Below are 20,237 nucleotides of genomic sequence, written 5' to 3'. Positions count from 1 at the left end.
GGGAGAGAGAAAAGATGATTGATGTTCAGCATATTAACCATTCTTTCACGATCGGAAAAAAGGGCCGTGAGAATGAAGTGCCTGTCTTAAAAGATGTCTCGTTGACTGTGGCGAAAGGAGAAATCGCCTGTATCGTCGGACGAAGCGGGTCAGGGAAATCAACGCTTCTGAATTTAATATCAGGCTACATCTCACCGACTAAGGGGCGGATTGTGATTAACGGAACTGATGGCACGGGCTTTAATGAAAAGGAATGGGCTACGTTCCGCCTTGAACACTTTGGGTTTATATTTCAAAGCTTTCAGCTCATCCCGGGCTTAACGACGTATGAAAATGTGGAAATGCCGCTGGCGTTAAAAGGGATCAAGCCGTCAGAGCGCAAGAAAAAGGTACAGGATATGCTGAAACGCGTCGGTCTTGAAAACCATGCTGCTCACTATCCTAATGAACTGTCGGGCGGACAGCAGCAGCGTGTCAGCATTGCGAGAGCGCTGATTTTAAATCCGTCGATTATTTTAGCGGATGAGCCGACGGGAAGCCTTGATTCAGAAACGGAACAGGAAGTGCTTGAATTGATTCAGCAGCTGAACCGTGAGCGGGGCATTACATTTGTGATTATTACCCATGATGATGAAGTAGCTTCAATCGGACACTCAAAATTCCAGCTGCATGACGGTGTGTTAAAAGGAGGTATTACCGTTGAGATTTAAGGATCAGGTTCATTTTATCAGAAGAAATATGAAGAAAAACAGGCTCCGCGTCTTTATGACCATTCTTGCGACAACAATGGCGTGTGCGTTTTTAGTTGTGCTGTCGTCGGTTGGATTCGGGATTCAAAAGACAATCACAGATATGACAATGAGCCAGCAAATTGTGACTAAAGTCAGTGTAATGGGCAAGGAAGGGGATAAGCCTATTAATAAAGCTGATTTAGAGAAGTATGATCATGTAAGGTCAGTTGTAGAACGAACGCAAGTGTATGAACCAAACAAAGCAACTTTAGGAAATCGCACAAATGAAAGCTCTAATCTCATCTTTACCAATATGAACGATGAATTAAAAGCAAATATGGAATTAGAAAAAGGAAGAGTCGCAAAGTCGGAAAATGAAATCGTAGTAGGATACGACTTTGCAAAGAGATTATTGACGAAAAAAGAATCTGAAGAATATAACAAAAAAATCGAGGAAGCAAATGGAAACCCCGAGGATATAGAAGAACCAAAGGGTTATACGAAAGACATCCTGAACAAAACGATTGAATTAAGTGTATCAAAAACAGACCCTAAAACAGGGGATGTTACGAAAACAAAAACATATGACTTTAAAATTGTCGGTATTACAAAAAAACCATCTCAAGATTGGATGGAGGATTCAAACATCTTCCTTAGTGACCAGTTCAAGAAGGACTTTTCGGAATTTTTGGACTTCAAGGGCGGGAATGTTGAAAAAAATGTTGGCGTTTATGCTGATAAATTTGAGAATGTGGAACAGCTGACAAATGATCTAACAGATGACGGATACTATGTCACATCAGTTACTACCGAGCTTGAAGGAGCCAACACGTTCTTCATGGTCTTTAAAATCGGCCTGATCTTTGTCGGATGTATCGCGGTTATCATTTCAGCCATTGGAATATTTAACACGATGACGATGGCGGTTACAGAAAGAACGCAGGAGATCGGCATTATGAAAGCCATTGGGGCAAGTCCGTCTATCATTCGCCGAATGTTCTTGATGGAAAGTGCGTATATCGGAATTTTAGGCTGTGTGATCGGGATTATCATTTCTTACGGCGTGAGTTACCTTGTCAATCTGGCCGTTCCGATGATTCTCGCGGCGACAAGCGGAGGCGAAGCGGGCGATCTGAATTATACGTTTTCTTATATTCCGCTCAGCCTTGTCATCATTGCGGTTGTGATTTGCGGCGGTGTCGCTGTGATCTCGGGTATGAACCCAGCCCGAAAAGCAACAAAAACCAACGTGCTGACAGCATTAAGAAGAGAGTTGTAATCAAGAAAAGCCGGCTGAACCAGCCGGCTTTTCTGTATAGCGCATCAACAAGATTTGCTATACACTTGACATAAAAAAAAGGAAAAAGTGCGGTGAGTCCATTGTTTAAACTTTTGCTGATAGAAGATGATAAATCGCTGTTTCATGAAATCAAGGAGCGTTTAACGGGATGGTCCTATGATGTATACGGCATTCAGGATTTCAGCCAAGTGATGCAGGAATTTGCGTCAATCAAACCCGATTGCGTCATTATTGATGTTCAGCTCCCTAAATTTGACGGGTTTCATTGGTGCCGGCTGATCCGTTCCCGGTCAAATGTTCCGATTCTCTTTTTATCCTCCCGTGACCACCCTGCTGATATGGTCATGTCGATGCAGCTGGGAGCGGATGACTTTATTCAAAAGCCGTTTCATTTTGATGTGCTGATTGCGAAAATCCAAGCCATTTTCCGGCGTGTATACCACTATAATACGGAGCCCGGCACGCTGAAAACATGGTGCGGGGCTGCTGTAGACGCGGAGCAGAACCTCGTCAGCAATGACAAAGGCTCTATTGAACTGACTAAAAATGAAATGTTTATTTTAAAACACTTAATTGAACAAAAAAACAAGATTGTCAGCCGCGATGAGTTAATCAGAAGCCTGTGGAACGATGAGCGCTTTGTCAGCGATAATACGCTGACCGTCAATGTCAACCGCCTGCGGAAAAAATTGGACGAATTGCAGCTTGGAACATATATCGAGACGAAGGTCGGCCAAGGCTACATGGCGAAGGAAGAGGATCATTTCTATGATTAAAGCATTCCTGATCGAAAGACGAAGCTGGATTGCCGCATTTTTGCTGCAGCAAATTCTGATTTTGTTGATTGCCTTTGTCGATCCGTCTATTCCATTTAAAAATGTTCTTTATATTGTTTATTTGTGTGTCCTGATCTTTGTTGTGTTTGTTATCATCCGTTTTCGGAAAGAAACCGCATTCTTTAAAAGCCTCGAAGAATGGGAAAATAATCTTGATGTCACAGCCATAAGTGAACCGGAGACGCCGTTTGAAGAGTTGATTGAAAAAAGCATCTCCGGACAAACAGAACATTTGAAGCACTCTGCATTGCGGAATCGCATGGCATTAGAAAACGAAAAAGATGAACTGATGGCGTGGATACATGAGGTCAAAACACCATTAACAGCGCTGCATTTAATCATCGATCGGATGGAAGACCCTTCATTAAAAGCCCAGCTATCGTATGAGTGGCTGCGCATCCATCTGCTTCTTGATCAGCAGCTTCATCAAAAGCGCATGTCCTTTATCGAAAATGATCTGTCTTTAGAGATGATCAAGCTTAAGCCCTTGATTATCAAAGAGATCAGAGACTTGCAATCGTGGTGTATACAGAAAGGAATCGGGTTTGATATTCAGCTGGAGGCAGAGAAAGTCTTGAGCGATGCGAAATGGCTGGCTTTTATCATCAGGCAGCTGCTGACCAACGCCGTAAAATACAGTGAAGCAGCTGATATTGTGATCAACAGCTATGAGAAAGACGAGCGGAAGGTTCTTGAGGTAAAAGATTTTGGAAGGGGCATTGACAGGAAAGACGTCTCACGAATTTTTGAAAAAGGGTTTACATCTACAACCGATCATCATAATCAATCTTCTACGGGCATGGGGCTGTATCTGGCAAAGAGAGCCGCAGAACCGTTGCTGATCGATATCGATGTGCATTCAGAGCTTGGAGCTGGAACAACCTTTACCTTAACCTTTCCGAAACGAAATCAATTCGAACGTGTCATTAGCGTGTGACGAAAATGTCACATGCTTTTCTTTTTTATTCGCCTAATCGAAGGAAAAGCCCGTCGATCCTTTTTATAATAACAGTATCCAATATAAAGGAGACTACGGACATGATGATTTTAGAAGCAAATAAAATTCGAAAAAGCTATGGTAACAAGCTGAATAAACAGGAAGTGCTGAAGGGCATCGATATTCACATTGAAAAGGGCGAATTCGTCAGCATTATGGGTGCCTCAGGGTCGGGCAAAACCACTTTGCTTAACGTTCTGTCCTCGATAGATAAGGTCAGTCACGGAACGATCAACATTAACGGAAACGAAATGACGTCCTTGAAGGAAAAGCAGCTGGCTGAATTTAGAAAACAGCACTTAGGCTTTATCTTTCAGGATTACAATTTGTTAGACACATTAACAGTGAAAGAAAATATCCTTCTGCCGTTATCGATCACGAAAATATCAAAAAAGGAAGCACACCGCAAGTTTGAGGAAGTGGCGAAGGAATTGGGAATTTATGAATTGCGGGATAAGTACCCGAATGAAATTTCCGGCGGCCAGAAGCAGAGAACATCCGCCGCAAGAGCGTTTATTCATGACCCGAGCATTATTTTCGCTGATGAGCCGACTGGCGCGCTCGATTCGAAATCAGCCTCTGATTTATTAAATAAACTGAGCCAGCTCAATCAAAAACGCAGCGCCACAATTATTATGGTTACCCATGATCCCGTTGCAGCGAGTTACTGCGGCAGAGTCATTTTTATTAAGGATGGTTTGATGTATACGCAGCTGAATAAAGGGGGCCAAGACAGGCAGACGTTTTTCCAGGATATCATGAAAACACAAGGCGTGTTAGGCGGGGTGCAGCATGAACATTAATCAGCTCATTCTGCGAAATCTGAAAAAGAATATCAGGAATTATTACCTCTATGTGTTTGCCTTAATCTTTAGTGTGGCGCTTTATTTCGCATTTGTCACACTCCAATATGACCCGTCCATTAATGAAGTAAAAGCTTCTATTAAAGGCGCCGCGGCTATTAAAACCGCTTCAATTTTGCTTGTGGCTGTTGTATCAATCTTTATTTTGTATGCCAATACCATTTTTATTAAAAGACGGAGTAAAGAGATCGGGCTGTTTCAACTAATCGGAATGACAAAGCACAAGATCTTTCGTATCTTAAGTGCGGAAAATATCATGCTGTATTTCGGCTCGTTAGCCATCGGGGTTTTTGCCGGATTTTCAATATCAAAGCTTGTGCTCATGATCTTGTTCAAAATCGTAGATGTCAAAGCTGATGCGAAACTGCATTTTTCTGGGCAAGCCTTGGTGCAAACAATCATTGTGTTCTGCGGCATTTATCTTTTGATTATGATCATGAATTATACGTTTATCAAAAAACAAAGCATTTTATCTTTGTTTAACGTAACGTCTTCCACTGAGGATAAAGTGAAGAGAATCTCTTTTTTCCAGATGCTGATTGGTGCGTTGGGCATCGTGTTGATTTTAACGGGATACTACGTGTCTTCTGAGCTGTTTAGCGGAAAATTCAAGACCATAAACGAACTGTTTTTCGCAATGAGTCTTATCTTAGGTTCCGTCATTATCGGGACATTTCTCTTTTATAAAGGATCGGTTACGTTTATCTCGAACATCATTCGGAAAAGCAAGGGCGGCTACTTGAATATCTCAGAGGTTCTGTCACTGTCATCAATTATGTTCAGAATGAAATCGAACGCGTTGCTGCTGACGATTATCACAACCGTTTCAGCGCTCGCCATCGGGCTGTTATCCCTTGCTTATATTTCGTATTACTCGGCAGAAAAAACTGCTGAACAAAATGTAGCGGCGGATTTTTCATTCATGAATGAGAAAGATGCCAAACGATTTGAAAGCAGTTTGAGTGAAAATGACATGTCGTACGTCAAAAAAGAAATGCCTGTCCTGCAATCGTCTTTTGATCTCACAAATATCATGGATGGAACTTCGAAAGAGATGCAGAGCGATCCCGCCAACACACAACTCGCTGTTGTTAGCGATAAAGATGTAAAAGGCGTGGATGTGGCGGCTGGGGAAGCGGTTTTCTCAGGCTACACCGACTTGCTGCAAAGAATAATGGTTTTAAAAGACTCCGGCAGCATTAAAGTCAAAAGCAAGCATGAGACACAATCATTACACTATAAAGGATTAAGAGAAGAGTTTCTTGTATCCTACACGTTTACAAGCGGGGGAATGCCTGCAGTCATAGTAGATGACAACCTGTTTAAACAGCTGAACAAAGATAAAGACCCTCGCATTCAGCTGGCGCAATCTGAATTTATCGGCATCAATATGAAACATGGAGATCAGCTTGAAAAAGCAAATGAGCTTTTTCAAAAGGTGAACAAGAAAGATCTACATTTATCAAGGCTGGATACAAGTATTGCGCAAAAATCTCTTTTTGGTATGGTCATGTTCATCGTTGGTTTCTTAGGATTAACATTTCTCATCACCTCAGGGTGTATCCTTTACTTTAAACAAATGGGTGAAAGTGAAGAAGAAAAACCGAACTATACCATCCTAAGAAAACTCGGTTTTACACAGGGAGACCTGCTGAAGGGGATACGCATCAAACAAATGTATAACTTCGGCATTCCATTGGTGATCGGCCTCTTTCACAGTTACTTTGCCGTTCAATCCGGCTGGTTCTTATTCGGATCAGAGGTATGGTCGCCGATGATTATGGTGATGGTGTTATATACTGCACTCTATTCTATTTTCGGTATTCTGTCGGTTCTTTATTATAAAAAGGTGATTAAGTCGGCATTGTAAAACAGTAAAAGCTCCAGAGAAACTGGAGCTTTTACTGTTTATCGTTTCGGCGCCCGATACCCGGCTGCCTCAGCCTCTTCCACTGAACAAAACATGTCAGCAGGGTCTGTCGTCCGGTCATAGTATGTACTGCCCGGCGTATGATAGATGCCGTTTTTGCTGCCTTTGATAAGACAGCCTTCTGCTGTATCAGCTGAGCTGGTTTCGTTGCTTTTATTCGTGCTGGTTGAAGAATGTTCGCTGTTTTCTTTCGTGCTGGCTGTTCGGTTTTGTGCCTCTTTTAATTGCTTTTCAAGTTTTGTTTTATCTTGTTGAAGGGTTTCATTTTCAGCCTTTGCTGTTTTGGTATCTTCTTTGAGCTGTTTTTGTTTTTCTTGAAGTTCTTTATTTTCTGCTTTTAATGATTTCTGAGTCTTTTTTAATTCACTATTTTCTTTCTCCAGTTGCTTGAGCTTGTCTTGATCTTTTGTATTGTCTTTCAGTTTCTTTGCTTCAGAGCTGATGGCTTCATACTCTTTCTCAAGTGCTTCATGCTCTTTTTTAAGACTTTTATATTCAGTGTTTAGAGCTGAATATTTTTTATCAGCATTTGCTGTGGCAGCGTAAGGTTCTGACAAAGCTGCTCCGGTGAAGAGCAGAATGAGGCCTCCAATGAAAAGCGGCCAAAAGAGTTTTTTAGAGAATCGTTTTTCCTTTTTCAGCACATATCTGACGAGATGGTATACTCCATAGCCAAGTGAAAAGAGAAATGCAAAAAAACCGAGGAATGCGAATGCCATTTCCATGAAATTTACCCCTTTTTCTATTTATTTTACAATTTTTGAGTAATATTTGTTAGATTTTTTCACACTCATCTGTTGAAAAATATGAGATAGACAGATAGAATGAATGTGCTATGATAACTGGATTCGTACGGAGCCTTTTGAGGTTTCCGTTTTTTCATGAGCTTTTATAGATAAGAAAGGGGGATCAGTATGCCGCGCGCATTGAAAATTTTAGTGATAGGGATGTTTATTAATGTGACGGGGGCATCCTTTTTATGGCCGCTTAACACGATCTATATTCATAATCATTTAGGAAAGTCGTTAACGGTCGCGGGGATTGTCCTTATGCTGAATTCCGGCGCCAGTGTGGCAGGGAATTTATGCGGCGGGTTTTTGTTTGATAAAATCGGCGGGTTTAAATCCATCATGCTCGGAATTGCGATTACGTTAGCAAGTCTGGTGGGTCTCGTCTTTTTTCATGATTGGCCGTTTTATATTGTGCTGCTTACAATTGTAGGGTTTGGTTCGGGTGTTGTTTTTCCGGCCAGTTACGCAATGGCTGGATCAGTGTGGCCTGAAGGGGGAAGAAGGGCATTTAATGCGATTTATGTCGCGCAAAACGCAGGCGTTGCCGTCGGTTCTGCGCTTGGCGGCGTGGTGGCGTCTTTCTCGTTTTCATACGTATTTTTGGCGAATGCCGCGTTGTATGTGGTTTTTTTCTTTATCGTATATTTCGGATTTCGAAACATTCAGACGAAGGATGTGTCTCAAACGTCTGTGCTTGATTATGACGCTGTAAGCAGCAAAACGAAATTTACGGCTCTGGTCATATTGAGCAGCGGGTATGTGCTCGGGTGGCTGGCATATTCTCAATGGTCTACCACCATCGCATCGTACACGCAAAGTATCGGAATGTCTCTTTCTTTATATAGTGTGCTGTGGACGATTAACGGAATTTTAATTGTGGTTGGACAGCCGCTTGTCAGCTTTTTTGTGAAAAAATGGGCTGAATCGCTAAAAGCGCAAATGATCATTGGTTTTGTCATTTTTATTGTGTCTTACAGCATGCTGCTGACTGCGAAGCAATTTCCAATGTTTTTGGCTGCCATGGTGATCTTGACCATCGGGGAAATGCTTGTTTGGCCTGCGGTGCCAACGATTGCCAACAAGCTTGCGCCTAAAGGGAAAGAAGGGTTTTATCAAGGGTTTGTGAACAGCGCTGCGACAGGTGGCAGAATGATAGGGCCTTTGTTCGGAGGTGTGCTCGTCGATCATTCCGGCATTCACGCTCTCGTTTTATCTCTTTTGGTTTTGCTTATGATCAGCATAGTCACGACGATTTTATACGACAAACGATTAAAATCAGCTGATAAAGCGAATAAGCAGGCTTCAGTTTCTTCATAAGAAAGATCCCGCCGGATGAGCGGGATCTTTTTACATAATCGGAAGCACGTTCACGGCATCCTTTACATTAGAATATGTTTTCAGCGATGAGAAATTAGCATCCAGTTTATTCATCTTCATGGCCAATTCGGGCTTTATGCCGGTAATGATTAATTCTGTTCCGGTCAATTTCAGCAAATGGCTCAGCTTGAAAATCTGGTCGGCGGTTTGTTCATTTACTTGGGCCAATCCTGATAGATCAATAATCAAATAATCATCTTTGGATGTTGATAAAATATTCGTCAATGTGCTGACGATGGAATTAAATCGCTCCTCTGTCAGGTTGCCGACTAGCGGAAGAGCCGAAATGCCGTTGCGAATCGGCACAATAGGAGTTGAAAGTGCAGTAATTTCTGTGAGGGAATCCTCGAGAAGCTGTTCATACTCTTTTTGCTTGGTAATGTCATTTTGAATTCCGACAAAATAGGTTTTGTCTTCTATTTCCAGCGGATCAATATATAACTCATTCCAGAACATCGTTCCGTCTTTTTTGTAGTTTTGAATCTGAACTGTAACCGGCTCTTTATTTTGTAAACCGGCTCTGATGTTATCCACTTCACCAGCGTCTGTATCTTTCCCCTGTAAGAAGCGGCAGTTCTTTCCTAAAATTTCCTCGGCCTCATAGCCGGTCATTTGAACAAAGCCTTGGTTTACGTAGACAATCGGATTATCTTCAAGTGCAGGATCTGTAATCACTACACCGACTCGCGCGTGATCAAGCGCTTTTTTGATAACGTCCAGCTGTCCTTTTATTCCGAATGATTGAAAACTACCCATATAATTCCCCCTTAGGCCGCCAGCTTGCTGTGCGAAAGCCTGATATTCCCCTTTTTTTAATGAATTCTACAGTAACCGTAGCACAACACATGTTCTGATTCAAGCAAGCGCAGTTTGTTGTTTGTCATTCGGGCTTGTCCTCGTATACACTAAAAATAAGAACAGAGTTTGAACATATGAACGGAAAGGTTTCTACATGCTAAATAGGTGACTAGGTAAATGTCACTGGGTGAAAAATGAATCTAATGCATCAAGCTTACCGATCATGTGTTCACATATAATGGAAGAAACAAGCTTTTTTCAGATTTGCCAGTATGTAGATATCGAAAATCATCGGAATCGTTTAAGGGGGCTGGATGGCCTGAAGTCGCTTTACGAAATAAGGGCTTTAGGAAGGTGATGATGAAGATGCTGCATCAGGTATTAATTGCTTGTGTAATTGGAGGAATCATGGGGATTCTCGGTCATGTGAAAAAGAGAGGCAGACTGGAGAAACCCAGGATGACAAAGCGGTTTATCTATCTTGGATTTTTGGAAGATTGGTTTATCGGCATGACGGCTTCCATTTTACTTGTACTATCCGCTGACCCCGATTCAGGAATTCAACTTGTCATCTTATCCATAATCTCAGGCTACGGCGGTGAAGCTGTTCTTAGAAGCTTTGATTTTGTAAGAGAAATGAACAGCGGCGGCGAACCGGCCGAGTCGAAACGTCAAACCAAAACTCCACCAGAATAATTGTCCTCAATCTTCGCCCGTTCAGGGTACATTCCCATTGTATACAAACCTGCTTGCACTTATGAACAGAATTCTATAAAATACAGTTAAGATTACGGTTGCGAAAAGAACAATGAAGAGGAGCAGTAAGAAGCAGATATTGTTTCAGAGAGTTGACGGCTGGTGAAAGTCAATCAAGTTTGTTTCCGAACTCACCTCAGAGTTGCAGCGGTGAAAAGCCGCTGACGCATAACTGCGTTAAAAGTATCAAGTGAGTGCGGCGTCTGCCGCGCTAACGAGGGTGGTACCGCGGGAAAACGAAAGTCTCTCGTCCCTTTTAGGGATGAGGGAGTTTTTTTTAGTTTGGGAATATTCTGAATATAATCCTCCCTGTCCCGTCAATACTTGAACATAAAACGCCGTATTCAATCAGAAGGAGGTTTTTACTTTGAGTTTTCAGCACAAAGAGATAGAAAAGAAATGGCAAAATTATTGGCTGGAAAACAAAACATTTGCCACTCTTGATCATAATGAGAAACAAAAATTTTACGCGCTGGACATGTTTCCTTATCCGTCTGGAGCGGGTCTTCACGTCGGACACCCTGAGGGCTATACAGCGACGGATATCCTCTCTCGCATGAAGCGTATGCAGGGGTATGACGTCCTTCATCCGATGGGCTGGGACGCATTCGGTCTGCCGGCTGAGCAATACGCCCTCGACACCGGGAATGATCCGGCAGTGTTTACGAAGCAGAATATCGATAATTTCCGCCGCCAAATTCAGGCGCTCGGTTTTTCATATGATTGGGATCGTGAAATCAACACGACAGATCCTGAATACTATAAATGGACACAATGGATTTTCTTAAAACTATACGAAAAGGGTCTTGCTTACGTTGATGAAGTGCCGGTTAACTGGTGCCCCGCACTCGGTACGGTTCTAGCCAACGAAGAAGTCATTGACGGAAAGAGTGAACGCGGCGGCCACCCGGTCGAAAGACGCCCGATGAAGCAGTGGATGCTGAAAATCACAGCTTATGCGGACAGGCTTCTTGATGACTTGGAAGAGCTTGATTGGCCGGAAAGCATTAAAGACATGCAGCGCAACTGGATCGGCCGTTCTGAAGGTGCGCACGTTCATTTTGGCATAGATGGACATGATGAATCATTTACGGTGTTTACAACAAGACCTGATACATTGTTCGGCGCTACATACACTGTCCTTGCTCCGGAGCATGCTTTGGTAGAAAAAATCACAGCTGCTGAGCAAAAAGAAGCTGTCGAAGCTTATATCAAAGAAATTCAATCAAAGAGTGACCTTGAGCGCACGGATCTCGCGAAAACAAAGACAGGCGTCTTCACTGGAGCTTATGCGATCAATCCTGTAAACGGTGAAAAACTGCCGATCTGGATCGCAGATTACGTTCTTGCTTCATACGGAACTGGTGCAGTCATGGCTGTTCCCGGTCACGATGAGCGTGATTTTGAATTCGCCAACACATTCGGCCTTCCAGTCAAGGAAGTCGTGAAAGGCGGAAATGTTGAAGAAGAAGCGTACACAGGTGACGGCGAGCATGTGAACTCTGATTTTCTGAATGGACTTACTAAACAGGAAGCGATTGAAAAAATGATCGCTTGGCTGGAAGAAACGAAAAACGGCGAAAAGAAAGTCACTTACCGTCTGCGCGACTGGCTCTTCAGTCGCCAGCGCTACTGGGGCGAGCCGATTCCGATCATTCATTGGGAGGACGGAACGTCAACAGCTGTGCCGGAGGAAGAACTGCCGCTGATTCTGCCGAAAACAAACGAAATCAAACCGAGCGGCACCGGCGAATCACCGCTTGCGAACATTAAAGAGTGGGTTGAAGTCACAGACCCTGAAACAGGGAAAAAAGGAAGAAGAGAAACGAATACAATGCCGCAATGGGCGGGAAGCTGCTGGTATTTCTTGCGCTACATTGATCCGCACAATCCGGATCAGCTGGCATCACCTGAGAAAATGGAAAAATGGCTTCCGGTTGATATGTATATCGGCGGCGCGGAGCATGCTGTGCTTCACCTTCTGTATGCCCGTTTCTGGCACAAGTTCCTATACGATATCGGTGTAGTGCCGACGAAAGAACCGTTCCAAAAGCTGTATAACCAAGGAATGATTCTCGGTGAAAACAACGAGAAAATGAGTAAATCAAAAGGGAACGTTGTCAACCCTGATGAAATCGTTGCATCTCACGGCGCTGATACGCTGAGATTGTACGAAATGTTCATGGGACCGCTTGATGCTTCAATTGCCTGGTCTGAATCAGGCTTAGACGGCGCACGCCGCTTCCTTGACCGCGTATGGCGTCTGTTTGTTGAAGACAGCGGAGAGCTAAATGGCAAAATCGTTGAAGGCGCCGGTGAAACATTGGAGCGCGTCTATCATGAAACAGTCATGAAAGTGACAGATCACTATGAGGGCCTGCGTTTTAACACAGGTATTTCTCAGCTGATGGTCTTTATCAACGAGGCCTATAAAGCGTCAGAGCTGCCGAAGGAATATATGGAAGGCTTTGTGAAGCTCCTATCTCCAATCGCGCCTCATCTCGCGGAAGAGCTGTGGGAGAAATTGGGCCATAGCGGTACGATTGCATATGAGGCTTGGCCTGTATATGATGAAGCTAAACTTGTTGACGATGAAGTTGAAATTGTTGTTCAGCTGAACGGAAAAGTGAAAGCGAAACTACAGGTTCCTGCAGATGCGACGAAGGAACAGCTGGAACAGCTTGCTCAAGCAGATGAAAAGGTCAAAGAGCAGCTTGAAGGCAAAACCATTCGAAAAATTATCGCAGTGCCTGGCAAGCTTGTCAATATTGTGGCAAACTAATCTTGGAAAAATCCCCTTTGTCAAAAAGGGGATTTTTTTCATCAGTTCTCTGAATAGCAATCGTCCGGCTGAGTTTGATATACTGAACATGATTATTGGTGAATAGGAGTGTTTTCTTTGGAAATAAAAGAAATCAGCACAGCTGCTTTGAAAGAAAAAATCGAGGCGGATGAAGAATTGTATTTGATTGATGTCAGAGAAGATGAAGAGGTTGCGGAAGGCATGATCCCGCAAGCGGTTCATATTCGCATGGGAGATATTCCTGAAAAAATGGACACCCTCGATAAAGACAAAGAGTACACTTTTATCTGCCGCTCAGGAATGCGCAGCATGAATGTCTGCAAGTATTTGGATGAGCAAGGCTTTAAAACAGTCAACGTAGAAGGCGGCATGATGGCCTGGGAAGGCGAAACGAAACCGAAAAACTAGGGGAGAGATCACCCCTAGTTTTTTTATTTGTATGCTGGAAGCCAATCGCCGTGCGCTTCAAATAAATCATCACACATCGAAATAATGTCATTGATGGACAGCTCTGCACTTGTATGCGGGTCAAGCATAGCTGCCTGGTAGACAGCTTCTTTTTTCCGTGTAACAGCAGCTTCAATGGTCATCAGCTGTGTGTTGATATTCGTTCTGTTTAACGCTGCGAGCTGCTCAGGCAGTTCTCCTGCAAAGCATGGGGTTATCTTTTTTCTGTCGGCAACGCATGTCACTTCGACGACCGCTTTGGAAGGAAGGTTTGTGATAAGCCCGGTATTTAACACGTTTCCTCCGAAGGTGAATGGCTGATTCGTTTCCATCGCTTCTATTATTCTTGAGCCATATTCTTTTGAACGTTTATGGGTGAGGTTTTTATTGTTAACAATGTCATCCCTCATTTTCTCCCAATCTTCTATCTGTTTCACGCATCTTCTTGGATATTCGTCTAGCGGGATCTGCAGCTCGTTGATTAATTCAGGATAGTTTCGCTTAATAAAATAAGGATGGTATTCTGCGTTGTGCTCTGATGATTCCGTGACGTAATAACCGAACTTATCCATCAATTCAAACCGCACCATATCTTGATGCTTTGTTTTTTGCTTTTCTCTCGCTCTCTTTTTGATTTCGGGATATAAATCAGCGCCGTCCTTTTTCACTTCCAACAGCCATGCCATATGATTGATGCCTGCGATTCGTTCTTCAATCCCAGCGTGCTCCATACCGAGAGATTTAAATAAATCTCTTGTACACACTTGGACGCTGTGGCACAGCCCGATCGTTTTCACATCCGTATAGCGAAGCATAGCGCCAGTCAGGGAGGCCATTGGGTTTGTATAGTTTAAAAACCAGGCGTCGGGGCACATTTCCTCAATATCTCTTGCGATATCAAATAACACAGGGATAGTCCTGAGTGATCTGAATATCCCGCCGATGCCCACCGTGTCGGCAATTGTCTGCCGTAATCCGTATCGTTTAGGAATCTCAAAATCGATGACTGTGCTTGGTTTATAGCCTCCGACCTGTATGGCATTAATCACATAGCCCGCATGCTGCAAAGCCAGTTTTCTGTCATCATAGCTGTTGATAACGACGCTCGGATTATAGCGGTCTCTCAAATTTTCGAGCATAAGCTGAGATTCCTGCAAGCGTTTTGCATCAATGTCGTAAAGCGCAAATTCAAACCCATTTAACGCCTCCGTTAACAAGCAGTCTCCTAAAACATTTTTTGCGAAAATTGTGCTCCCTGCACCGATAAATGTGATTTTTTTCATGTCGCTTCCTCCTTTAATTCATTATCCTTTTACCGCTCCTGATGACAGTCCGGCAATAAAGTATTTTTGCAGCGCCAGAAACAGAATGACCATCGGCAGCATCGCCATGATGGCAGCTGCGGCGACCAAATGCAGATTGTTGGCGTTTTCTCCGAAAAACCCGGCCATTGCGACGGTGAGTGTCTGCACCTTCTGATCCTGTAAAAAGAAAATAGCAAATTGATAGTCATTCCATATAAAGACACAAGAAATAATACAGATGGTGGCAGTGATCGGCTTCAGCAAAGGAAACACGATCATAAAAAAGATTTTCAGCATTCCCGCTCCATCCATTCTTGCCGCTTCTTCAAGCTCTTTTGGAATGGTTGAACGGATAAAGCCGGAATACAAAAACACGGTTAACGGCATATACGCCGCTGTATTGATCAAAATGGCGACTGCGTGTGTATTGACCATACCGGCGTCCACGACCATTCTGTATAAAGGCACCATGGACGTTAACGGAGGGATGATCATAATTGAAATCAGCAGCGCGAAAACGGCTTTATTCAGCTTGGTTTCCCGCCTGGCAAGAGGGTAGGCGGCAAGTGAGCCGAATATGATTAATAACAATGCCGAAACGCCTGTGATGATGATTGTGTTGATAAACGAGTTGCCTAGTGAAGCACGCTCCCATGCCTCAGAAAAATTTTGAAAGGAAATATCAGCTGGAAACAGCCATTTGGAACTGTAATCTCCTTTTGCTTTCAATGAAGTGGTCAGCAGAATATAAAAAGGAATGAAATGCGCACAGGCTACAATGGCAGCGAGAAGTGTAATCAACCGCAGTTTGTTTGAGCGGGCGGCTCTCATGACATTTCCGTCTCCTTTCTTTTAAAGTACGCAAGCGCACAAAAGCTGATGATCAAAATGACAAATGCCATAAATATGCCTTGTGTCGCAGCGTAACCGGCATCCTGCCGTTTAAAATACAGGTCATACATAAATGTTGACATCGATTGCGACGCGTTTCCGGGTCCGCCTGCAGTAAGCGCGATGATCACGTCAAACAGCTTTAAGCCCCCAATAATGTTGATGACCATATTGATCGTAATCGATGGCATTAACAGGGGCAGGGTGATGCCGAAAAACTGCTGGCCCCGTGTTGCGCCATCCATTTCCGCTGCTTCGTAGTAATCTTTCGGAATGCTTTGCAGGCCTGCCAAATAGACAATCATGGCGATGCCGACATATTGGTACGTGTTAATCATGACGATGATCCATGGGTTCGAAGACGGACTGGCAAGCGCGTTGATCGGGCTGATGCCGAAAACGCCAAGCAGGTCATTAAGCGCGCCACCGTCATAAGAAAAGAAGAAGTACCAAATGTAGCCCATAATGAGCGGACTGATCATAACCGGCAAATACACAATTGTTCTTGTTATCGCTTTCATTTTTATGCCTTGATTCAATAGCAGAGCGTACAGGAGCCCAATAACGTTTTGAAAAAAGGTGCTCCCGAGTCCGTATAGCAACGTGTTTTTTAAGATATGCCATGTGTCCGGATCAGCAAACAGCCTTTCATACTGAGCGAAACCGACCCACTGATAAACCTGAGAAAATCCGTTCCAGTTTGTAAAGGTGATAAAAGCGCCTTTTATAAACGGATAAATCATAAAGATCAAAACGGAGAGCAGAGCCGGAATATACATCCACCAAAGTGAGGACTGTTTATTCGGCTTGACCTGTTTCACATGTGCGTCTCTGGCGATCTCACTCATTGTTTTCAGCTCCCTGTGTTTCAGATTGCTCCCGGAGTCGTTTATATTCTCTTCCCAGCTTTTTAGAAATCTCGTTGGGTGTCAAAATGTCTGCCACAAGCTCCTGGCCGACCGTTCCCATCACATCCCACATCCCGTTCGGCAAGTACAATCGGTCGAAGTAAGGTTCGACTTTCATATTCTGATAATGCTGATAGTCTTTGGCATAGAAAATGTCAGCTTTTACATTGGCCAGCCCTGAAGGAAGCGAGGTGGCTTCAGCCATTTCTTTCGCATGGGCGGGACGAGCCATAAAGGCGATAAATTGCTTTGCTTCCTTTAAATGAGGCGAGTCTTTCCATGCTGCCAGTGTATAGCGCTCGCCGCCAATCCATATCGGGTCATCACCGGAGTGTATAGCTGGTGTCGGGATAATCCCAACCTTTACATTCGGGTTAATTTGGGCGACGTCTTGACCAAGAGTGCCGCCCTGCATGGTAAAAGCGATTTTATTTTGAGCCATTAATTCAATGAGCTGTGATTTTTTTGCTGTTACGGCATCGATATTGATGAGTTTTTCTTTCTGCATTTGTTTGAGGGTATCTGATAGATAAGTAAATTTGCTCCAATTGAAGGTGCCGTCAATGAGCTGTTTCTTTTCATTATGGGCAGGGTCTGTGATGAGAAGAGGTGTTGCGAATTGGTCATAATATTGGGCGAAAGAGCTTTTGTCATATCCGGCGAACCAGAAAGGAACGATTTCTCCATTGCTTTTTTCTTTAATCGTTCTCAATGCTTTTATAAAATCATCCATCGTTTCGGGCGGATCGATGCCGAAGCGGTCTAATATATTGCGGTTGTATGCCAGGCCGTCCTTTGCCTGATTGATCGGATATGCGTATACCTTTCCGCTCTTGTTTTTAAGGATGCTGTTTAAATTCGGGTCAAGTTTCTGAGTCCAGTCCATATCCCGGAGATCGGCTGTATACTCCCCGTACCTGATTTTCCCCCAGCCATGAGTATCAAAGAGGTCAGGCAGATCATTGGCGGCCATTCTGACACGCATCATATTTTCATAGTCATTGCCTGGGAAATGAATGCTAACGCGAATGCCGCTTTCCTTTTCGAACGCTGCGGCTAGTTTTCTGAATGTGTTTCTTTCACTGTCCGTTGACATCGTAGAATAAATGGTTAACGTCTTTTTGCCCGTATCTGCAGTGCTTTCTTCAGATGAGCAGCCCGGCAAAATCAGCAGAATAAGAGAGAGAAATAAAACAAATATGTGTTTCATCTTTTCCTCCTTATGATCTTGATGAACGTTTTTCTTGCGTCACCTCCTTAGCTGTGTATCCGCAGCTTTGCCTGATGATCAGTGTTGTCGGCAGGGTGACTTGATGAGGAATTGTTCGTCCCTTAAAGCGGTCGAGAAGCTGTTTTACGCCTGTGCGGCCCATTTCCTCTGTATACACTTTCACCGTGGTTAAAGGTGTGCTGGCAAACTCGGCTTCTTCAATGCCGTTAAAGCTGACAATGGCTGTATCCCGCGGCACATGCAGATCGGCTTCCCGAAGTGCTTTTAATGCCCCGATAGCCATAGAATCACTTGCGATAAAAAAGGCTTCCGGCAGATTGCCTTGATTGATGGCTTTTTTCATCAGACGATAGCCCTCGCGCATGCTGTAATCGCCGACCAAGACGTGTTCAGGCTGAGGATGGGCGGACTGCAAAAAGGCAGTCTGGCGTTTGTCTTCAATTGTTCTGCGAATGCTTTGGCCGTCCCTCAGTGTATGCTCCTTCTCCTGCCCGCCGATATAGCCTAGTCGTTTGTAACCTAAATCGAAAAGGTGATCAATTGCCTGGTGTGCGGCGGCTTCAAAATCAATCCCAATCGAGTCGTATATCTGCGGATCTGGAGAATGATTGATAAACACGGCATGCTCCAATCGGCCGCTGATATGTTGAACGGCTTCGTCATGGACACGGCCGATCACAATGATACCGTCTAATTCCCGAAACATATGCTCCTGGAAGGAACCGAGATGGATGGAGTTTGTAATGAAAATTTCCTGTTCAAAGCATTCTTTTTCAATCCCTTTGCGAATAGAAGAAAAATAAGGATCCTGCCGTTCTTCATCGGGAGATAAGCAGCTCAGGACCCCGATAAGCGGCTGGGCGCGCTGTTTTTGTCCGCGGGCTTTTCGGCGTTTAGCGACAGTTTGATAGCCTAGCTCTTCAGCGATACTGATTACTCTTTGCCTCGTTTCACCCGCAACAGAAAGCGAATGATCTTCATTTAAAATTCTCGAAACAGTAGCACTTGAAACGTTGGCTTTTAAGGCGATATCTTTTATCCGAACCATGGTTGCTCCCTTTCATTTGATGAGATTTACTAAAACGAAAGACATATTTTACTCATGCGTTTTTGATAAATTGATACTATCATATGAAAGTAAGCGGTTACAATAATGAATTTCAGAATATTTTGTTGTATTTAGTGAAAGTTTAGTAAACTACGATTTTTGTTTCTATATGCTGTGTGAAGAAAATAAAGGGAAAAACAAATCTGTCTCGTACATTGAAGATAAGCGAAGAGGAAGGGTGATGGGATGAGTAACGAAAAAAGAGAGCTGTTGTTTCGATTGCTTGGTGATTTGCCTGATTGGAAGGATACGGGTGCGGAAACGCTGCGTATTGAGGAAAAAGAGGAATATATGATGGAAACGCTGTTGCTTGATATAAATGGGCTTGAAAAGGTGCCTGCATATTTTGTGAAGCCGAAAGCGGCAAAAGGACGGTGCCCGGTTATATTCTTTCAGCATTCACATGGAGGGCAGTATGACCGGGGAAAAAGTGAACTGCTTGAGGGAGCAGATTATTTGAAGGCGCCCTCGTTTGCTCGGGAGCTGACTTCTCTCGGATATGCGGTATTGGCAATCGACCATTGGGGATTTGGAGACAGACGGGGAAAAACAGAAAGCGAGATTTTTAAAGAGATGCTTCTCACAGGCAGGGTGATGTGGGGCATGATGATTTACGACAGTATAAGAGCCATTGATTATGTGCAGAGCCGTCCTGATATTCAGCCTGACAGAATCGGAACGATCGGCATGTCTATGGGGGGCTTGATGGCTTGGTGGACAGCGGCGCTTGATGAACGGGTTAAGGCATGTGTGGATTTATGCAGTCAGGTTGACCATCATGTACTGATTGAAACACAGAACCTTGACCGGCATGGCTTTTATTATTACGTTCCGGCGCTTGCCAAGCACTTTTCTGCATCAGATATCCAAAGCCTGATCGCACCACGTCCGCACCTTAGTCTTGTCGGCATACATGATCGGTTAACACCGGTTGAGGGTGTGAACAAAATCGAAATTGAATTAACAGCTTTGTATGCTGAGAAAGGGGCTTCTGATCGTTACCGTATGGTGCGCTCCGCTTCAGGGCATTTTGAGACAGCTATGATGAGACATGAAGCCCTTCGGTTTTTGAGAAAGTGGCTGTGACAGTGACAGTGAAAAAGGGCAGGCTTTGAGTGTTTGTCTGAAATGATTCTATACAGGTGAGGAGGCGAGCGTCTGCCCGT

General features: G+C 43.8%; 18 protein-coding genes and 1 other annotated feature. Of the genes, 11 read left to right on the top strand and 7 right to left on the bottom strand.

The annotated features are described in order from the left end of the window. Positions 1–14: 14 nt before the first annotated feature. From ytrE to NST56_RS16180, 6 genes are all read left to right on the top strand, one after another. Entirely contained in the window at positions 15–710 is a 696-nt protein-coding gene (gene ytrE / locus NST56_RS16205; RefSeq protein WP_339177773.1) for an ABC transporter ATP-binding protein YtrE, read from the top strand. Next, positions 700–2,010: an ABC transporter permease YtrF gene (ytrF, locus tag NST56_RS16200; protein ID WP_339177771.1), complete on the top strand. Its 1,311-nt coding sequence runs from the start codon at positions 700–702 to the stop codon at positions 2,008–2,010. Before ytrE ends, ytrF begins: the two co-directional genes overlap by 11 nt. Before the next feature lie 101 nt (positions 2,011–2,111). Then, positions 2,112–2,807 carry a response regulator transcription factor gene (locus tag NST56_RS16195; RefSeq protein ID WP_010331562.1) on the top strand — a complete coding sequence of 232 codons (696 nt, stop codon included), beginning with the start codon at positions 2,112–2,114 and terminating at the stop codon, positions 2,805–2,807. Continuing rightward, entirely contained in the window at positions 2,800–3,804 is a 1,005-nt protein-coding gene (locus tag NST56_RS16190) for a sensor histidine kinase (RefSeq protein WP_010331561.1), read from the top strand. Before NST56_RS16195 ends, NST56_RS16190 begins: the two co-directional genes overlap by 8 nt. A gap of 101 nt (positions 3,805–3,905) precedes the next feature. Beyond that, positions 3,906–4,667 (top strand): bacitracin ABC transporter ATP-binding protein BceA, encoded by a 762-nt coding sequence (bceA, locus tag NST56_RS16185; RefSeq protein WP_168748575.1) that lies wholly within the window; start codon positions 3,906–3,908, stop codon positions 4,665–4,667. Further along, positions 4,657–6,597 carry an FtsX-like permease family protein gene (locus NST56_RS16180; protein ID WP_339177767.1) on the top strand — a complete coding sequence of 647 codons (1,941 nt, stop codon included), beginning with the start codon at positions 4,657–4,659 and terminating at the stop codon, positions 6,595–6,597. Before bceA ends, NST56_RS16180 begins: the two co-directional genes overlap by 11 nt. A gap of 38 nt (positions 6,598–6,635) precedes the next feature. On the opposite strand, the gene NST56_RS16175 is transcribed toward NST56_RS16180, so the two are convergent. Then, positions 6,636–7,382, bottom strand: a complete 747-nt coding sequence (locus NST56_RS16175) for an LMBR1 domain-containing protein (RefSeq protein ID WP_339177764.1) — start codon at positions 7,380–7,382, stop codon at positions 6,636–6,638. 189 nt (positions 7,383–7,571) lie between these two features. Between NST56_RS16175 and NST56_RS16170 the strand changes: the two genes are divergently transcribed. Then, a complete protein-coding gene (locus tag NST56_RS16170; RefSeq protein ID WP_268472164.1) occupies positions 7,572–8,765 on the top strand; it encodes an MFS transporter in 1,194 nt (397 codons plus the stop codon). 30 nt (positions 8,766–8,795) lie between these two features. Here the strand turns inward: NST56_RS16170 and NST56_RS16165 are convergent, their stop codons facing one another. Then, positions 8,796–9,581 (bottom strand): blue-light photoreceptor, encoded by a 786-nt coding sequence (locus NST56_RS16165; protein ID WP_095714559.1) that lies wholly within the window; start codon positions 9,579–9,581, stop codon positions 8,796–8,798. 402 nt (positions 9,582–9,983) lie between these two features. Here NST56_RS16165 and NST56_RS16160 point away from each other — a divergent pair, with 402 nt between their 5' ends. From NST56_RS16160 to NST56_RS16150, 3 genes are all read left to right on the top strand, one after another. After that, complete coding sequence (locus tag NST56_RS16160) at positions 9,984–10,319, top strand: DUF4257 domain-containing protein (protein ID WP_003223352.1); 336 nt, start codon at positions 9,984–9,986, stop codon at positions 10,317–10,319. A 103-nt stretch (positions 10,320–10,422) separates the two neighbouring features. Next, positions 10,423–10,637, top strand: a binding site (T-box leader). A 109-nt stretch (positions 10,638–10,746) separates the two neighbouring features. Continuing rightward, positions 10,747–13,161, top strand: coding sequence for a leucine--tRNA ligase (gene leuS / locus NST56_RS16155; RefSeq protein WP_326190905.1), 2,415 nt, complete (start codon positions 10,747–10,749; stop codon positions 13,159–13,161). A 117-nt stretch (positions 13,162–13,278) separates the two neighbouring features. Further along, positions 13,279–13,590, top strand: coding sequence for a rhodanese-like domain-containing protein (locus tag NST56_RS16150; RefSeq protein WP_229146448.1), 312 nt, complete (start codon positions 13,279–13,281; stop codon positions 13,588–13,590). Positions 13,591–13,613: 23 nt separating this feature from the next. Here the strand turns inward: NST56_RS16150 and melA are convergent, their stop codons facing one another. The 5 genes from melA to NST56_RS16125 are packed head-to-tail and all read right to left on the bottom strand — an operon-like array spanning position 13,614 to position 19,011. Continuing rightward, complete coding sequence (gene melA, locus NST56_RS16145) at positions 13,614–14,912, bottom strand: alpha-galactosidase MelA (RefSeq protein WP_339177757.1); 1,299 nt, start codon at positions 14,910–14,912, stop codon at positions 13,614–13,616. Positions 14,913–14,933: 21 nt separating this feature from the next. Next, a complete protein-coding gene (locus NST56_RS16140) occupies positions 14,934–15,764 on the bottom strand; it encodes a carbohydrate ABC transporter permease (RefSeq protein ID WP_268472169.1) in 831 nt (276 codons plus the stop codon). After that, entirely contained in the window at positions 15,761–16,672 is a 912-nt protein-coding gene (locus tag NST56_RS16135; protein ID WP_168748569.1) for a sugar ABC transporter permease, read from the bottom strand. The genes NST56_RS16140 and NST56_RS16135 overlap by 4 nt, the downstream gene beginning before the upstream one ends. Continuing rightward, positions 16,665–17,942 (bottom strand): ABC transporter substrate-binding protein, encoded by a 1,278-nt coding sequence (locus NST56_RS16130; protein ID WP_168748568.1) that lies wholly within the window; start codon positions 17,940–17,942, stop codon positions 16,665–16,667. Before NST56_RS16130 ends, NST56_RS16135 begins: the two co-directional genes overlap by 8 nt. 10 nt (positions 17,943–17,952) lie before the next feature. Further along, the gene (locus tag NST56_RS16125) at positions 17,953–19,011 is read right to left on the bottom strand and encodes a LacI family DNA-binding transcriptional regulator (protein WP_339177749.1); all 1,059 of its coding nucleotides are present in this window, start codon (positions 19,009–19,011) and stop codon (positions 17,953–17,955) included. 246 nt (positions 19,012–19,257) lie between these two features. Between NST56_RS16125 and NST56_RS16120 the strand changes: the two genes are divergently transcribed. Next, positions 19,258–20,157, top strand: coding sequence for an alpha/beta fold hydrolase (locus NST56_RS16120; protein WP_339177746.1), 900 nt, complete (start codon positions 19,258–19,260; stop codon positions 20,155–20,157). Positions 20,158–20,237: the final 80 nt, after the last annotated feature.

The organism is Bacillus sp. FSL R5-0560 (assembly GCF_037966305.1).
GTDB classification, from domain to species: Bacteria; Bacillota; Bacilli; order Bacillales; family Bacillaceae; genus Bacillus; species Bacillus mojavensis.
The sequence above is the reverse complement of the archived record's forward strand: the minus strand, read 5'-3'. Positions and strand labels throughout refer to the sequence as shown.

What these genes read in the sequence shown, in the direction of transcription:
- ytrE (WP_339177773.1), top strand. Translation starts at nt 15, where the DNA reads ATGATTGATGTTCAGCATATTAACCATTCTTTCACGATCGGAAAAAAG.
- NST56_RS16190 (WP_010331561.1), top strand. Translation starts at nt 2,800, where the DNA reads ATGATTAAAGCATTCCTGATCGAAAGACGAAGCTGGATTGCCGCATTT.
- bceA (WP_168748575.1), top strand. Translation starts at nt 3,906, where the DNA reads ATGATGATTTTAGAAGCAAATAAAATTCGAAAAAGCTATGGTAACAAG.
- NST56_RS16180 (WP_339177767.1), top strand. Translation starts at nt 4,657, where the DNA reads ATGAACATTAATCAGCTCATTCTGCGAAATCTGAAAAAGAATATCAGG.
- NST56_RS16175 (WP_339177764.1), bottom strand. Translation starts at nt 7,382, where the DNA reads ATGGAAATGGCATTCGCATTCCTCGGTTTTTTTGCATTTCTCTTTTCA.
- NST56_RS16170 (WP_268472164.1), top strand. Translation starts at nt 7,572, where the DNA reads ATGCCGCGCGCATTGAAAATTTTAGTGATAGGGATGTTTATTAATGTG.
- NST56_RS16165 (WP_095714559.1), bottom strand. Translation starts at nt 9,581, where the DNA reads ATGGGTAGTTTTCAATCATTCGGAATAAAAGGACAGCTGGACGTTATC.
- NST56_RS16160 (WP_003223352.1), top strand. Translation starts at nt 9,984, where the DNA reads ATGAAGATGCTGCATCAGGTATTAATTGCTTGTGTAATTGGAGGAATC.
- melA (WP_339177757.1), bottom strand. Translation starts at nt 14,912, where the DNA reads ATGAAAAAAATCACATTTATCGGTGCAGGGAGCACAATTTTCGCAAAA.
- NST56_RS16140 (WP_268472169.1), bottom strand. Translation starts at nt 15,764, where the DNA reads ATGAGAGCCGCCCGCTCAAACAAACTGCGGTTGATTACACTTCTCGCT.
- NST56_RS16135 (WP_168748569.1), bottom strand. Translation starts at nt 16,672, where the DNA reads ATGAGTGAGATCGCCAGAGACGCACATGTGAAACAGGTCAAGCCGAAT.
- NST56_RS16130 (WP_168748568.1), bottom strand. Translation starts at nt 17,942, where the DNA reads ATGAAACACATATTTGTTTTATTTCTCTCTCTTATTCTGCTGATTTTG.
- NST56_RS16125 (WP_339177749.1), bottom strand. Translation starts at nt 19,011, where the DNA reads ATGGTTCGGATAAAAGATATCGCCTTAAAAGCCAACGTTTCAAGTGCT.
- NST56_RS16120 (WP_339177746.1), top strand. Translation starts at nt 19,258, where the DNA reads ATGAGTAACGAAAAAAGAGAGCTGTTGTTTCGATTGCTTGGTGATTTG.